The sequence below is a fragment of the Streptomyces sp. NBC_00876 genome (assembly GCF_045207435.1).
Lineage (GTDB): Bacteria > Actinomycetota > Actinomycetes > Streptomycetales > Streptomycetaceae > Streptomyces.
Window position 1 is genome coordinate 4121554 of sequence record NZ_CP108800.1, and the last position, 14877, is coordinate 4136430.

The 14877-nt window shown below is 70.0% G+C and carries 16 protein-coding genes and 1 tRNA gene; 11 read left to right on the forward strand and 6 right to left on the reverse strand.

Translation table 11 applies throughout. The features are described 5' to 3' along the window. Positions 1–26 precede the first annotated feature (26 nt). The 6 genes from paaA to OG782_RS18080 all read left to right on the forward strand — a co-directional run bounded on the left by paaA (position 27) and on the right by OG782_RS18080 (position 4939). Complete coding sequence (gene paaA / locus OG782_RS18055) at positions 27–1031, forward strand: 1,2-phenylacetyl-CoA epoxidase subunit PaaA (RefSeq protein WP_406452188.1); 1005 nt, start codon at positions 27–29, stop codon at positions 1029–1031. Continuing rightward, complete coding sequence (gene paaB, locus OG782_RS18060; RefSeq protein ID WP_406452190.1) at positions 1028–1318, forward strand: 1,2-phenylacetyl-CoA epoxidase subunit PaaB; 291 nt, start codon at positions 1028–1030, stop codon at positions 1316–1318. The genes paaA and paaB overlap by 4 nt, the downstream gene beginning before the upstream one ends. Then, the gene (gene paaC, locus OG782_RS18065; RefSeq protein WP_406452192.1) at positions 1315–2016 is read left to right on the forward strand and encodes a 1,2-phenylacetyl-CoA epoxidase subunit PaaC; all 702 of its coding nucleotides are present in this window, start codon (positions 1315–1317) and stop codon (positions 2014–2016) included. Before paaB ends, paaC begins: the two co-directional genes overlap by 4 nt. Beyond that, the gene (gene paaD, locus OG782_RS18070; RefSeq protein ID WP_406452194.1) at positions 2010–2516 is read left to right on the forward strand and encodes a 1,2-phenylacetyl-CoA epoxidase subunit PaaD; all 507 of its coding nucleotides are present in this window, start codon (positions 2010–2012) and stop codon (positions 2514–2516) included. Before paaC ends, paaD begins: the two co-directional genes overlap by 7 nt. After that, on the forward strand, positions 2517–3575 hold the full coding sequence (locus OG782_RS18075) for a 2Fe-2S iron-sulfur cluster-binding protein (RefSeq protein WP_406452196.1): 1059 nt from the start codon (positions 2517–2519) through the stop codon (positions 3573–3575). Positions 3576–3757: 182 nt separating this feature from the next. Then, a complete protein-coding gene (locus OG782_RS18080; RefSeq protein WP_406452198.1) occupies positions 3758–4939 on the forward strand; it encodes an acyl-CoA dehydrogenase family protein in 1182 nt (393 codons plus the stop codon). A gap of 198 nt (positions 4940–5137) precedes the next feature. Here OG782_RS18080 and OG782_RS18085 read toward each other — a convergent pair whose 3' ends face one another. The 4 genes from OG782_RS18085 to OG782_RS18100 form a co-directional block, all read right to left on the reverse strand. Then, positions 5138–5482, reverse strand: coding sequence for a rhodanese-like domain-containing protein (locus tag OG782_RS18085; protein ID WP_406452200.1), 345 nt, complete (start codon positions 5480–5482; stop codon positions 5138–5140). 46 nt (positions 5483–5528) lie between these two features. After that, entirely contained in the window at positions 5529–6512 is a 984-nt protein-coding gene (locus OG782_RS18090) for a hypothetical protein (RefSeq protein WP_406452202.1), read from the reverse strand. A 206-nt stretch (positions 6513–6718) separates the two neighbouring features. Further along, positions 6719–8179 carry a DUF2252 domain-containing protein gene (locus tag OG782_RS18095; protein WP_406452204.1) on the reverse strand — a complete coding sequence of 487 codons (1461 nt, stop codon included), beginning with the start codon at positions 8177–8179 and terminating at the stop codon, positions 6719–6721. 159 nt (positions 8180–8338) lie between these two features. Beyond that, a complete protein-coding gene (locus OG782_RS18100; protein WP_406452206.1) occupies positions 8339–9496 on the reverse strand; it encodes a hypothetical protein in 1158 nt (385 codons plus the stop codon). Between the two features lie 90 nt (positions 9497–9586). Between OG782_RS18100 and OG782_RS18105 the strand changes: the two genes are divergently transcribed. Next, the gene (locus OG782_RS18105) at positions 9587–10051 is read left to right on the forward strand and encodes a MarR family winged helix-turn-helix transcriptional regulator (protein WP_406452208.1); all 465 of its coding nucleotides are present in this window, start codon (positions 9587–9589) and stop codon (positions 10049–10051) included. A gap of 55 nt (positions 10052–10106) precedes the next feature. Here OG782_RS18105 and OG782_RS18110 read toward each other — a convergent pair whose 3' ends face one another. Next, on the reverse strand, positions 10107–10454 hold the full coding sequence (locus OG782_RS18110; protein WP_406452210.1) for a winged helix-turn-helix transcriptional regulator: 348 nt from the start codon (positions 10452–10454) through the stop codon (positions 10107–10109). 126 nt (positions 10455–10580) lie between these two features. On the opposite strand from OG782_RS18110, the gene OG782_RS18115 reads away from it, so the two are divergent. Beyond that, positions 10581–11192 carry an FMN-dependent NADH-azoreductase gene (locus OG782_RS18115; RefSeq protein ID WP_406452212.1) on the forward strand — a complete coding sequence of 204 codons (612 nt, stop codon included), beginning with the start codon at positions 10581–10583 and terminating at the stop codon, positions 11190–11192. A 271-nt stretch (positions 11193–11463) separates the two neighbouring features. Here OG782_RS18115 and OG782_RS18120 read toward each other — a convergent pair. Beyond that, a tRNA-Leu gene (locus OG782_RS18120) sits at positions 11464–11546 on the reverse strand. A gap of 314 nt (positions 11547–11860) precedes the next feature. On the opposite strand from OG782_RS18120, the gene OG782_RS18125 reads away from it, so the two are divergent. The 3 genes from OG782_RS18125 (at position 11861) to OG782_RS18135 (ending at position 14870) form a co-directional block, all read left to right on the forward strand. Continuing rightward, positions 11861–12718, forward strand: a complete 858-nt coding sequence (locus OG782_RS18125; protein WP_406452214.1) for an FhaA domain-containing protein — start codon at positions 11861–11863, stop codon at positions 12716–12718. A gap of 10 nt (positions 12719–12728) precedes the next feature. Continuing rightward, positions 12729–13244 (forward strand): FHA domain-containing protein, encoded by a 516-nt coding sequence (locus OG782_RS18130; RefSeq protein ID WP_148019768.1) that lies wholly within the window; start codon positions 12729–12731, stop codon positions 13242–13244. 129 nt (positions 13245–13373) lie between these two features. Continuing rightward, a complete protein-coding gene (locus OG782_RS18135; protein ID WP_406452216.1) occupies positions 13374–14870 on the forward strand; it encodes a Stp1/IreP family PP2C-type Ser/Thr phosphatase in 1497 nt (498 codons plus the stop codon). Positions 14871–14877 lie beyond the last annotated feature (7 nt).

The window sequence follows — 14877 nt, forward strand, 5'->3', positions numbered from 1 at the left end:
AACGATCGGTCGGTAGGGAGTCCGGGATGGCGGCAGTGACTGCGGGCCAGACAGCGCAGGCGACAGCGGGCAGTACCGATGGGGTGGACGTGGCCCTGGAGGCGGCTTTCGACGCCGCGGTGGCGGCCGACGAGCGGATCGAACCGCGCGACTGGATGCCCGACGCCTACCGCGCCTCACTGGTCAGGCAAATGGCCCAGCACGCCCACTCCGAAATCATCGGCATGCAGCCCGAGGCCAACTGGATCACCCGCGCACCCTCGCTGCGCCGCAAGGCCATCCTCATGGCCAAGGTGCAGGACGAGGCGGGACACGGTCTGTATCTGTACAGCGCGGCCGAGACCCTGGGCACCGGCCGTGAGGAGCTGCTCGACAAGCTCCACGCAGGCCGTCAGAGGTATTCGTCGATCTTCAATTACCCGACGCTGACCTGGGCGGACGTCGGCGCGATCGGCTGGCTCGTGGACGGTGCCGCGATCACCAACCAGGTGCCTCTCTGCCGCTGCTCCTACGGCCCCTACGCCCGGGCCATGGTCCGCGTCTGCAAGGAGGAGTCCTTCCACCAGCGCCAGGGATACGAGCTGCTGCTGGCGCTCAGCAACGGCACACCCGCGCAGCACGAGATGGCCCAGGACGCGGTGAACCGGTGGTGGTGGCCGTCCCTGATGATGTTCGGCCCGCCGGACGACGCCTCGTCGCACTCGGCCCAGTCGATGACCTGGAAGATCAAGCGGCATTCCAACGACGAGCTGCGGCAGCGCTTCGTGGACATCTGTGTCCCGCAGGCCGAGGTGCTGGGTCTCGCCCTCCCCGACCCTGACCTCCGGTGGAACGAGGAGCAGGGACGGCACGACTTCGGAGCCATCGACTGGACGGAGTTCCAGGAGGTCCTGAAGGGCAACGGACCGTGCAACGAGCAGCGGCTCACCCAGCGCCGCCGGGCACACGAGGAAGGCGCCTGGGTCCGGGACGCCGCCGCCGCGTACGCACAGAAACACACGGTTGTACCGAACGGGGAGGCGACAGCATGAGCAGCTCGACCGACTGGCCGCTCTGGGAGGTGTTCGTACGCTCGCGGCGCGGGCTCTCGCACACCCATGCCGGGAGCCTGCACGCCCCGGACGCCGAGATGGCCCTGCGCAACGCCCGCGATCTCTACACACGCCGGTCCGAGGGAGTCTCCCTCTGGGTGGTGCCGTCCGCTCAGATCACGGCGTCCTCGCCGGACGAGAAGGACACGTTCTTCGAACCGGCGGGCGACAAGCCCTACCGGCACCCCACCTTCTACGAGATCCCGGAAGGGGTGAAGCACCTGTGACCGCCGCCCTCGCCCTCGGCGACGACGCGCTGGTGCTGTCGCACCGGCTGGGGGAGTGGGCCGGCCACGCCCCCGTGCTGGAGGAGGAAGTGGCCCTGGCCAACATCGCTCTGGACCTGCTGGGCCAGGCCCGGCTGCTGCTCTCCCTGGCCGGTGACGAGGACGAGCTGGCGTATCTGCGCGAGGAACGCGCCTTCCGCAACGTCCAGCTGGTCGAGCAGCCGAACGGCGACTTCGCCCACACCATCGCCCGGCAGCTGTACTTCTCCGTCCACCAGCACGGACTGTACGAGCAACTGGCGCTCGGTGACGGCGAGTTCGCCGGGCTGGCGGGCAAGGCGGTCAAGGAGGTCGCCTACCACCGGGACCACGCCGAGCAGTGGACGCTGCGGCTCGGTGACGGCACCGCGGAGAGCCACGGGCGGATGCAGCGGGCGGTCGATGCGCTGTGGCGATACACCGGTGAGCTGTTCCAGCCCGTCGAGGGTGTGGACGTGGACTGGCAGGCGCTTCACAGCCGCTGGCTCGACTCCGTCACCACCGTGCTGGAGCGGGCGACGCTGACCGTGCCGACAGGTCCGCAGTCCGGCGCCTGGACGGCCGGGGCCGGCAGACAGGGCATCCACACGGAGCCCTTCGGCCGCATGATCGCGGAGATGCAGCATCTGCACCGCAGCCATCCGGGGGCGTCATGGTGACCTCGACTCCGCTGGAGGAGGAACTGCTCAGCCTCGCGGGCTCAGTCCCCGATCCCGAACTGCCCGTCCTGACCCTGGAGGAGCTGGGAGTGGTCCGGGGCGTGGACGTGCCGGCACCGGGCCGCGTCACGGTCAGGCTCACGCCGACCTACACCGGCTGCCCGGCGATAGAGGCCATGTCCGCGGACATCGAGCGCGTGCTGCACGACCACGGGATGACCGAGGTCTCCGTCGTCACGGTCCTCTCACCCGCCTGGTCGACGGACGACATCAGCGCGGAAGGACGTCGCAAGCTGGCCGAGTTCGGCATCGCACCCCCTCGGCCGAACGGCGCCGCCTCCCCCTCGGGCGAACCAGTACCTCTCGCCCTGTCCATCCGCTGCCCGCACTGCGGTTCCACCGACACGGAGCTGCTGAGCCGGTTCTCGTCCACCGCCTGCAAGGCGCTGCGCCGCTGCGTGGCCTGCCGTGAACCCTTCGACCATTTCAAGGAGTTGTAGATGTTCCATCCGCTCCGGGTCAGCGCGATCGAGCGGCTCACGGACGATTCGGTGGCCGTCACCCTCGCCGTGCCGCCGGATCTGCACGAGACCTTCCGCCACAAGCCCGGCCAGCATCTCAACGTCCGCTACACCGTCGACGGCCAGGAGGTCCGCCGGTCGTACTCGATCTGCGCACCGGCCACCGAGCAGCCGGCCGGTCCGGCACTGCGGGTGGGCATCCGGCTCGTCGACGGCGGCGCCTTCTCCACCTACGCGATCAAGGAACTGGCGGTCGGCGACGAGATCGAAGCGATGCCTCCGATGGGCCGCTTCGTCCTGGCCCCGCGTCCCGGACAGTTCGCGGCGGTCGTCGGCGGCAGCGGCATCACCCCGGTGCTGTCCATCGCGGCGACCCTGCTGGCCCGCGTGCCCGACGCGACGTTCTGCCTGATCCGGAGCGACCGGAGCGCCGCGTCGACGATGTTCCTGGACGAGGTCGCCGACCTCAAGGACCGCTACCCGGACCGGTTCCAGCTGGTCACCGCGCTCTCCCGGGAGGAGCAGCAGGCCGGCCTCCCCTCGGGACGGCTGGATCGCGAGCGGCTCACCGGACTGCTGCCGGCTCTGCTGCGGGTGGCGGAGATCGACGGCTGGTATCTGTGCGGACCGCTCGGCCTGGTCCGGGCAGCGGAGGGCGCGCTGCACGGCCTGGGCGTCGACCGGGCCCGTATCCACCAGGAGATCTTCCACGTCGACGAGGCTCCGGACACCTCCCCCCGGCCCCGGGCCGAAGCACCCGCGCACAGCACACTCACGGCGACCCTGGACGGCCGCTCGGGCAAGTGGCCGGTACAGGAAGGCGAATCGCTGCTGGAAACGGTGCTGCGCAGCCGTTCGGACGCGCCGTACGCCTGCAAGGGCGGGGTATGCGGGACCTGCCGCGCCTTCCTGGTCTCGGGCGAGGTGCGGATGAACCGCAATTTCGCGCTGGAGCCGGAGGAGACGGAAGCGGGTTACGTCCTGGCCTGCCAGTCCCATCCGGTGACCGGGGAGGTAGAGCTCGACTTCGACCGCTGACCCGGCACCGGCCGGACCGGTATACGTGGCCGGACGGTCGCCGCGCGGCATATGCGGCCCGGCGCACGCCGCGCGGCATGCGCGTCACGGCACACAGCTGTTCCCTTCTTGTAGAACCTGTTCTATCTTGACGATCCGTCAGGTCCGAGTACGGGCGCAGCGGTTCGCGGGAGGCCAGGACAGTGGACTTCACCTTCACCGAGGAACAGCAGGCAGCCACAGAGGCGGCGCAGGCGGTCTTCTCGGGCGTCGCGCCCGATGCGGTGCCCAGCCCGGCACTCGTACCGGGTGCGGTGGCCGAGGACATCGACCGGCGGTTGTGGGCCGGTCTCGCCGCCGGTGACCTGCTGAGCCTGACCCTGGCGCCCGAACACGGCGGGGCCGGTCTCGACCTGATCGCGCTCTGCCTGGTACTGCGCGAGTCCGCGAAGGTTCTCGCGCGGGTTCCGCTCCTGGAGACATGCGCGGTCGCGATGGCTCTCCAACGCTACGGCGATCAGGGGGTGGCTGCGGAACTGCTGCCCCGAGTCGGCCGGGGCGAGCTGGTTCTCACCGTCGGCGCCAATGGCCGCACCGGCCACGACCCGGCCGAACTCGCCGTCACCGCGCGCCTGGACAACGCCGGGGACGGAGCGGTGGACGGGGCAGGGAACGGGGCCGGGAGGAGCGCGGCCTGGGTCCTGGACGGGGTGCAGTCGGGCGTGCCCTGGGCACAGGCTGCGGACCTGATCGCGGTGCCCGCCCACACCCCGGAGGGCAAGGCCGTTCTCGCTCTCGTCCGGCGCGATCACGACGGTCTCACCATCGCGGAGCAGGTCTCAACCAACGGCGAACTGTTCGGCGAGGTACGGCTGGACGCGGTACGGATCGAACCGCGCGAGCTGATCGACGCCGATGGCGCCTGGGACTGGCTGAACGCCCTGCTCACCACCGGAACCTGCGCGCTCGCACTGGGTCTCGGCGAAACCGTGCTGGCCATGACAAGCCAGTACACGGGCAAGCGCGAGCAGTTCGGCTTTCCCGTGGCGACCTTCCAGTCCGTGGCCGTCCAGGCGGCGGACCGCTACATCGATCTGCGGGCCATGGAGGTGACCCTCTGGCAGGCAGCCTGGAGGATCGCCACCGGTGAGAGTGGAGCGCTGCCCCCGGCAGGCGATATCGCGGTGGCGAAGATCTGGGCATCCGACGGAGTCCGCCGGGTCGTGCAGACGGCGCAGCATCTGCACGGCGGCTTTGGCGCGGACACCGACTACCCCCTGCACCGCTTCCACGCCTGGGCTAAGCAGATCGAGCTGTCCCTCGGCCCGGCGGCGGCTCACGAAGAGGCCCTGGGCGACCTGCTGGCCGCGCACCCCCTCGGCTGAGACGCGGCGGATCCGCCCGGCGGCCGGTCCCCGGCAGCCCGGCCTGCCGCTCCCGACGGAAAGCTTCCCGCCAGGAGCGGCACGCCCGGGCGAAGCCCTGTCCGGCCCGGACGAAGCTCTGTCCAGCCCGGGCAGATCCCGGTCCGGCCCGGGTGAAGCTCTATCCGGTCCGCTCGGACAATGCCGTGTCCGGCCTGGTCAGACGACGAAGGCCGGGTTGCCGCTGTCCGTGACCATCGGGCGCCCGGCACTGTCCCATGCGAGCATTCCGCCGTCGATGTTCACAGCGTCGATGCCCTGCTGCACCAGATACTGGGTGACCTGGGCGGACCGGCCGCCGACCCGGCACATCACATGCACGCGCCGGCCGTCCTGCGCCGCTTCGGTCAGCTCACCGAAGCGGCCCACGAAGGCGCTCATCGGAATGTGCAGGGCGCCGTCGACATGCCCGGCCGCCCATTCGTCGTCCTCCCGGACGTCCAGCACGAGGCCGTCCGCCGGTACCGCCGTCACATCGACCGTGGGAAGCGGGCCGAAATTCATGGGTCATGCCTTCTCTCGTCAATACGCTCCGGAGTCACCGAAAACGCTACTGCACCAGCGCTGCCAGCTCCGCCTCGCGCTGCGAGACCTCGCCCAGCAGCTGTTCGGCGATCTCCTCGAGCAGATGATCCGGGTCGTCCGGGGCCATCCGCAGCATGGCCCCGATCGCGCTCTGCTCCAGCTCTTGGGCGAGCTCGGCAAGCAGTTCCTTGCGCTGGGTCAGCCAGTTCAGCCGAGCGTAGAGCTCGTCGGCCTCACCCAGTTCGGCCTGCGGCGCGACCGGCCCGGCCGCCCATTCCTGGGCCAGCTCCTTGAGCAGTGCCTCGTCCCCACGCCCGTATGCGGCGTTGACGCGGGTGATGAACTCGTCCCGTCGGGCCCGCTCCCCCTCGTCCTGAGCCAGATCCGGATGGGCTTTGCGAGCCAGCTCGCGATAGAGCTTGCGCGCCTCCTCGGTCGGCCGGACACGCTTCGGCGGCCGGACCGGCTGCTCGGTCAGCATGGCCGCCGCCTCGGGGGACAGACCGTCGGAGTCGATCCAGTCGTGGAACAGCTCCTCGACCCCTGGCATGGGCATCACGATCGCCCGCGCTTCCTGCGCCTTGCGCAGGTCCTCTGGGTCACCGGTCATGGCGGCCCGCGCCTCGGCGATCTGTGCATCGAGCTCATCGAGCCGCGCGTACATCGGCCCCAGCCGCTGGTGGTGCAGCCGGGAGAAGTTCTCGACCTCGACCCGGAACGTCTCCACCGCGATCTCGAACTCGATCAGGGCCTGCTCGGCCACCCGCACCGCATGCGCAAGCCGCGCCTCGGGCCGCTCCTGCTCAGCGACCGGCCCAGCAGCAGCGGACGCCGCGGCTACCGGCTCAGCAGCCGCCGGCCCGGCGTTCGTCCCGGTCGTCGCCTCGGCAGTCTGCGCAGTGGTCGGCTCGGCGTCGGCCGGCGACCCGGACTGCTCGTCCTGAGGGTCGTCGTCCTGCCGGTCATCGTCGTTCCGGGTGGTCGGCACCCCGGCGGCTTCGTGGGTCACCCGTCCAGCGTATGGCCACCGCTCACCCGCCGAGCACACACGGTCGGCGGAACGGACGTCACACCCGGCCCGATGACCGTCCCGCCCCCATCCCGCTCCTGCCCGACAACCGTCCCGCTCTGTCCCTCCCGTCCCGGCCCGATGAACGTCACGCCCTTCGGACCGGCAGCCATCGCACGCCTGGACGGATGTCACGCCCCCGGACGTCACACCCCCAGCTCGGCAGAGAGCCGCCCCGCCCCGATGGCCCGCACCAGCTCCGCGTGATCCGCCTCGGTACGGTCCGCATACGTCACCGCGAACGACGCCATCGCCTCGTCCAGCTCGTCGTTCTTACCGCAGTAGCCCGCGATCAGCCGAGGATCGACGCTGTGCGCATGGGCCCGGGCAAGGAGCGCGCCGGTCATCCGCCCGTAGTCGTCGACCTGGTCGGCCGACAGTGCCGCCGGATCGACGCTGCCCTTGCGATTCCTGAACTGCCGTACCTGGAAAGGCCGCCCGTCCACGGTTGCCCAGCCCAGCAGGATGTCGCTGACCACCTGCATCCGCTTCTGCCCGAGCACCACCCGACGCCCCTCGTGCTCCACCTCCGGCACGTCGAACCCCACAGCGGGCAGATACGGTGCGAGCACTGAGGGCCTGGCCTCCTTCACCTGCAGTACCAGCGGCTCACCCCGGTGATCCAGCAGCAGCACCACGTACGAACGGGTGCCCACGCTCCCCGTGCCGACCACCCGGAACGCCACATCGTGGATCGCATACCGGGCGAGCAGCGGGACCCGGTCCTGCGAGACGGTCCCCAGATAGTCGCCGAGTCCCACCGCCACCGCCGCGGCCTCAGCGTCGGGCACGCGGCGCAGCACCGGCGGTGCGTCGACGAACCGGCGTCCGCCGTCCCCGGAGTCCTGAGTCGACTTCGCCGCGAAGCGGGCGCTGGTGTTGTTACGGGCCTTCTGCGAGACCCGCTCCAACGTACCGAGCAGATCCCGTGCGTCCGTGTGCGAGACGAGCTCCTCGTCGGCGATGGCGTTCCACGCGTCGAGCGCCGGCAGTCTGGCCAGCAGCCTCATCGTCCGCCGGTAGGCGCCCACCGTGTCGTACGCGCCCCGACGGCAGGTGTCCTCGTCCGCACCCGCCTCGCGGCCCGCGAGTACGAGCGAGGTGGCGAGGCGCTTGAGATCCCATTCCCACGGACCGGCCACGGTCTCGTCGAAGTCGTTCAGATCGATGACCAGGCTGCCCCGCGCATCGCCGTACAGACCGAAGTTGGCCGCATGCGCATCACCGCAGAGCTGGGCAGCCACCCCGGTGACAGGGGTGCCCACCAGGTCGTGGGCCATCAGCCCGGCCGAGCCCCGCAGAAAGGCGAACGGGGTGGCGGCCATCCGGCCCACCCGGATCGGGGTGAGCCCGGGCACCCGGCCCCGGTTCGACTCCTCGACCGCCCGCACCGCGTCGGGCCGCCCGGCGGGCAGGACCAGCGAGTCGTGCGAGGACCGGGGGACACGCTGGCGCAGCGCCCGGCCCGCGTCTCTCGGTGACCGGGAAGCGCTGGGGTCCGCCGGGTCCGCGCGTCGCGCGAACCCGGGCACGACCGGAATGCGCGGCTCCCCCTTCACGGCCCGCTGGATCCGCTGTACCGGCACTGCCGCTTCGATTCCGCCCATGTCGCGCAGCCTCCCCCGCCCTCGCCCGACGCAGCCGGGCGTCCGGCCCAACATCAACTGCCGACGACGGTACCGCCGTCCACCGACGGCCGTCTGCCCCTGTGGACGACTTGCCCGACAGCCTGTGGACAACTTCCGCCGCCGCGCCGGCCGCCCAGGTCAGACGCCCACGGCCTCCTCCATCTCCTGTTCGGCATCCTCCTCGCCCTCCGACCCCGGCCCCGCGCCCGCCCCGGCCCCTGCCGGCTTCGCCAGCCCGGCCCCTACCGTCTGCTCCGCCCGGTTTCCGGTTCGCTCCCCCGCAGCCGCCGGTGCGCCGCCTGACACGGCCTCCCGGCGCTTGCGCTCGGCCAGACCTGCCAGGGCCACCATCACCAGGCCCACCGCGAACCAGAGGGCGAGCACCAGCAGATGCCCGCCGAGCGCGTGGCCGCCGAAGTACACATGGCTGCGGACACCTTCGACGAAGCCCGCCCCGTTCCAGAAGGAGTGCAGCGCGCCGAAGAACCCGGGCTGCAGCTCGGGGCGGAAGATCCCGCCGGAGCTGGTGAAGTTGAGCATGACGAACAGCACCATGATCCCGAGCGTGGTCCACCGCTTGAGGAAGGTGTGCAGGCCGACGCCGATCAGCAGAATGCCCGCCGAGTAGAGCCACGCAATCGCCCAGAGGCCCCCGAGCCCGTGATCCACGAGCCCGAACAGTGGCCCCGCGAACGCCGCTCCGATCACACTCACCACGAGCGAAGCGCCGATGGCCAGCGCGGCCCTGATCCACAGCGCCAGAACCGCCCCGGCTCCGCCGATCACGGCCACGGACGCATACGAGCCGATGCTCACGGCGACGAGCAGGAAGAAGATCCCCTGTCCGGTCGGGTCGCCGTCGGCCGTGGGGGCCGTGTTCGTCACCTTCAGCGGAGCGCCCTGTCCGGCCGCCACCCCCGTGAAGACCTTCTCCACCACCGTCGCGCTTGTGTCGGAGGAGGCTGTGGCCACCAGCAGTTCGGGAGCCCGGCCCGGAATGTAGGCGCCGTAACTCGCCTGCGTCGCCAGGTGGTCGACCGCGGTGGCGCGGTCGGCGACCGTGCGGACGGTCAGCGCCCCGTCGCCCTTGTCCTGCAATGTCTGAGCGAGCACTTGCGCACTCGGCCCGGAGCCGACCACATCCACCCGCAGATCGTGCGGCTGCGGGGCATGGAAGGCCCCGAGGTAGGCGAGCCCCATCCCGACGCACATCAGCAGGGGCGTGACGAGGTGGCTCAGCACATGGCGCAGCGCTCCTGCGGTGTTACCGGTGGTGGCGCTCGGGCCTGTGGACATCGGAAAGCTCCAGACATTCGGCAGATGGTTGGCTTTTACAACTCCTATTCCGTTGTACTATACAACTGAACTTTCGAGGAAGGCGAGCCCGTGCCAGGCACCCCCGGAGAACGCGAAGAGTCGCTGGATGTCATCCAGCGCGAACTGACCGCCTTCGCGCGCCGCGCGCGAGCAGCGGCGGCCCGCCTCCATCCGGAGTTGCCACTGGTCTCATACACGCTGCTGGCGCACATCGAGGACCAACAGGGATGCCGCGCCACGGATCTGGCCGCGCACTACATGCTCGACAAGTCCACGGTCAGCCGGCAGGTCGGCACGCTGGAGAAGCTCGGCCTGGTCGAGCGCCACCCGGATCCGGACGACCACCGCATCCAGGTGCTGCACCCCACCGAGGCCGGATCACGGGCGCTCACCTCGACCCAGGCCAGCCGCCGGGCCGCCTACCAGGAACGCCTCGCGGAGTGGACAGCGGAAGACCTCGCACGCTTCGCCACGTACCTGCTGCGCTACAACTCGGCGAGCAGCCCGGACACTCCGCTGCCGCCCGCCACCTGACGCCCGCCGCACCGCAGCCCCGCAGCCCCGCAGCCCCGACCGCCCGTACAGCCGGCTAGCAGCCGCCTACGTCGTCCTTCAGGTGCGTCTCCGCCCAACGCCCCAGCTCCTTGAGCGCGGGCTCCATCGCGGCACCGGCCGGCGTCAGGCGGTACGCGACACGCAGCGGCGGCCCTTCGTCGACCTCGCGAACGACCAGCCCCGCAGCGCCCAGCTCGGACAGCCGGTCCGAAAGCATGCGCTCGCTGATGCCCGGGATCGCCCGCCGCAGATCGGCGAAGTGCACGGGCTGCTGAAGCAGCACGGAGACGATCGGCCCCGTCCAGCGCTTACCGAACAGCTCGAAGACGCGACTGATGCCCACATCGACCCGTCGGCACGCCTGTTCGCTGTGATCAGCCATACGCCCAGGGTACTGCGTCACCGTGAGGGACTTACGAAAAGTAAGTCCCTATGTTATTACTAGGTGCGTACGAAAACTCGGCCCGCCCCACGGCCCGCCACCGCACCGAAATCGTGGAGATCCCCCATGGCCACACTCCTGCACCTCGACTCCGCCATCACCCCCGAGGGCTCCTCGTCGCGCGAGGTCACCGCCGCATTCGTGCAGACCTGGCGTGAGCAGCACCCCGACGGAAAGGTCGTCTACCGCGATCTCGCCACCGAGCCCCTGCCGCACCTGAACGCCTCGGCCCTCGCCGCCGGTGCCGAGCACCCGCTGCGCGGCGAGCTGGCTGCCGAACTGGCTGCCGCGGACGCGGTCCTGATCGGCGCCCCGATGTACAACTTCACGATTCCGTCGACACTCAAGGCCTGGCTCGACCACGTGATCATCGTGGGCCACAACGTCGGCCCCGACAGTCCGGTGGCCGGCACCCCGTTCACCATCGTCGCCAGCCGCGGCGGCTCGTACGCCCCGGGCACTCCGCGCGCGGACGCCGAGTTCGTCCAGAACTACCTGGAGAAGCTGCTGACGGCCATGTTCGCCGCCGAGATCGACTTCATCGTCCCGGAGCTGACCCTGGCCCGCGTCAACCCGCAGATGGCCGAGCTCATTCCGCTCGCCGACGCCTCCCGCACCAAGGCGCTCGACGACGCCGCGGAGAAGGCCAAGGCCCTCGCCGCCCGCCTCGCCGCCTGATTCGCCCGCAGCAACGGAAGGGCCGGGGTCCACGGACCCCGGCCCTTCCGTTGCAACCGTCCCGATTCACAGCCTCTCGACTCGACGGAGACCGCGAATCGGGCGTTTCACGTGAAACCAAACCCTGGGACCAAACCCTGAACCCAAACCGGGAGACCGAACCGGGAGACGCAACCGGGAGACGCAACCGGGCGGCGAAGCCCGGAGACGAAGCCTGGAGACCAAACTGAAGAAGCCCCGCAAGCCAATGGCCTGTGGGGCTTCTCTCTTGTGCGCGAGGGGGGATTTGAACCCCCACGTCCCTAAGGACACTGGCACCTGAAGCCAGCGCGTCTGCCGTTCCGCCACTCGCGCATGAGTGGTGTTTCCAGACTCTCACTTGCACTGTGAGCGCCTGGCGACAAACGGAAGATTAGCACGCTGGACAGGGTGGATTCACATCCGTTTGTTTCGCCGAACGCCCGGAGGGAAACGGGAACCCGGAGCGGCCGCCCCCCACTCCTCCTGAGTGCACCCAAGGTGCGGGACACTGTCAGGAGGCCGCCTCTACGATCCGTGTGAGGGGGGACACTCATCCACAGTGCAGACAAGGGGAACCAGCCGATTTCCCGACGCGTGGATACGATCAGTAAGCAGTACAGGGACGACGACACCGGAGGAGGTGCCCCGTGGGAGTCATGAAGCGTTTCGAGCAGCGTCTCGAAGGTCTGGTCAATGGCACTTTCGCCAAGGTCTTCAAGTCCGAGGTCCAGCCGGTCGAGATCGCGGGTGCCCTCCAGCGGGAGTGCGACAACAACGCCACGATCTGGAACCGAGAGCGGACCGTCGTCCCCAACGACTTCATCGTCGAGCTCAGCGCCCCCGACTACGAGCGGCTCAGCCCGTACTCCGGCCAGCTGGGCGACGAGCTCTCCGGACTGGTCCGGGACTACGCCAAGCAACAGCGGTACACCTTCATGGGCCCCATCAAGGTCCATCTCGAGAAGGCCGAAGACCTCGACACCGGTCTCTACCGGGTCCGCAGCCGCACCCTGGCGTCGAGTTCGTCACAGCAGGGCCACCCGGGAGAGGCCCCGCCGGCCCGTCCCGGACGCCCCGCAGCCCCGCAGCCCACCGGCGGCTACGGCTACCCGCCCAGCTCCCCCCCGCCCATGCCCGCGGCCCCGCCGCCGGGTGGCGGGCGTCCCGGAGCGCCCGGGTCCGACCGCCGTCCGCCGGCGACTCCCAGCCCCCTGCCGAACGCGCAGGTGCGGCGCTGGATCGAGATCAACGGCACCCGCCATCAGATCTCCCGCCCGACGCTCGTCATGGGGCGCAGCACCGACGCCGACGTGCGGATCGACGACCCCGGCGTCTCCCGCCGGCACTGCGAGATCAGGACCGGAACGCCCTCGACGATCCAGGATCTCGGGTCCACCAACGGCATCGTGGTAGACGGACAGCACACAACCCGCGCTACGCTCCGCGACGGCTCACGGATCGTCGTGGGCAGTACCACCATCGTTTACCGGCAAGCCGAAGGGTGAAGCGGGGGCAATGTCAGAGCTGACCCTTACGGTCATGCGGCTAGGATTCCTGGCTGTTCTGTGGCTGTTCGTGATCGTGGCCGTCCAGGTCATTCGCAGCGACCTGTTCGGAACGCGCGTGACGCAGCGCGGCTCACGCCGCACTGCGACCGACGCGCGCCCTCCACAGGCACGCCAGACCGCCGCGGCACCGCCGCAGCAACGCCAGCAGCCCGGCCGCCAGCGCCGGGGAGCACCGACCAAGCTGGTCGTCTCCGAGGGCACGCTCACCGGCACCACGGTGGCGCTCCAGGGGCAGACCATCACGCTGGGCCGGGCCCATGATTCAACGATCGTGCTGGATGACGACTACGCGTCCAGCAGGCATGCCAGGATCTACCCCGACCGTGACGGCCAGTGGATCGTCGAGGATCTCGGGTCCACCAACGGCACGTATCTGGACCGGACCCGCCTCACCACCCCGACGCCTGTTCCGCTGGGCGCGCCGATCAGGATCGGCAAGACCGTCATCGAGCTGCGGAAGTAGTACGACAATGAGCGAGCGGAGCGAGCGAGCCGCGGCGGTCCGGGCAACGGACCCGGCCAGGCTCCCGACCGGAGGGTGGGCAGTGTGGCTCGAGACCGGCTGTACCCCGAGCCGACGGGCGAGGTGCGCATGAGTCTTTCCCTGCGCTTCGCCGCCGGATCGCACAAGGGCATGATCCGGGAAGGCAACGAGGACTCCGGCTACGCCGGACCCCGCCTTCTCGCCATCGCCGACGGCATGGGCGGCCAGGCGGCCGGTGAGGTCGCCAGCTCCGAGGTGATCTCCACGCTCGTCCAGCTCGACGACGACGTGCCCGGCTCCGACATCCTCACCTCGCTCGGTACGGCGGTCCAGCGGGCCAACGACCAGCTGCGGATGATGGTCGAGGAGGACCCTCAGCTCGAGGGCATGGGCACCACGCTCACGGCCCTCCTCTGGACCGGTCAGCGCCTCGGCCTCGTCCACGTCGGCGACTCCCGCGCGTATCTGCTTCGCGACGGCGTCCTGACCCAGATCACGCAGGACCACACCTGGGTCCAGCGCCTGGTCGACGAGGGCCGGATCACCGAGGAGGAGGCCACCACCCACCCGCAGCGCTCCCTGCTGATGCGTGCGCTGGGCAGTGGCGACCACGTCGAACCCGACCTCTCCATCCGTGAGGTCCGGGCCGGCGACCGTTACCTGATCTGCTCCGACGGGCTCTCCGGCGTCGTCTCCCACCAGACGATGGAGGAGACGCTCGCCAGCTACCAGGGCCCCCAGGAGACCATCCAGGACCTGATCCAGCTCGCCCTGCGCGGTGGCGGCCCGGACAACATCACCTGCATCGTCGCCGACGTCCTGGACGTCGACAGCAACGACACCCTGGCCGGGCAGCTCAACGACACCCCGGTCATCGTCGGCGCGGTCGCGGAGAACCAGGCCGCCCAGCTGAACGACGGCGGCGCGATGGAGACCCCGGCCGGACGCGCGGCCGGTCTCGGCCGCACCGTCCCGCCGCCCACGGGCGGCTTCGGCCCGCCCGGCAGCGGTGACGACGTCGGCTACGGCGGCATGCCGGACGGGTCCTTCGGGTCCTACTCAGACGACGACTTCGTCAAGCCCGGCGGCCGCAAGTGGCTCAAGCGGTCCCTGTACATCGTGCTCGCGCTGGCGGTCATCGGCGGCGGTCTCTACGGCGGCTACCGATGGACCCAGACCCAGTTCTACGTCGGCGCGAAGAACGACAACGTCGCGCTGTACCGGGGCATCAGCCAGGACCTCGCCTGGGTCTCGCTCTCGAAGGTCGAGAAAGACCACCCCGAGATCGAACTCAAGTACCTCCCGCCCTACCAGCGCAAGCAGGTCGAGGCGACGATCGCCGAGGGCAGCCTCGACGACGCCCGCGAGAAGATCGGCGAGCTCTCCGCCCAGGCCACCGCCTGCAAGAAGGACGCGCAGCGTCGCGCGGCGGAGAAGAACGCCCAGGCCGACGAGGGCCAGGCCGCCGGTACGGACACCGAGGCCACCAAGACCTCCTCGACGTCCGGCGGCACCAAGACCAAGCAGACTTCAGCGACTCCCACTCCTGGTCCCAGCCTCTCGGAGGAAGAGAAGAAGCTGGTCCCGCAGTGCGGTAAGCAGTAAAGCCGTA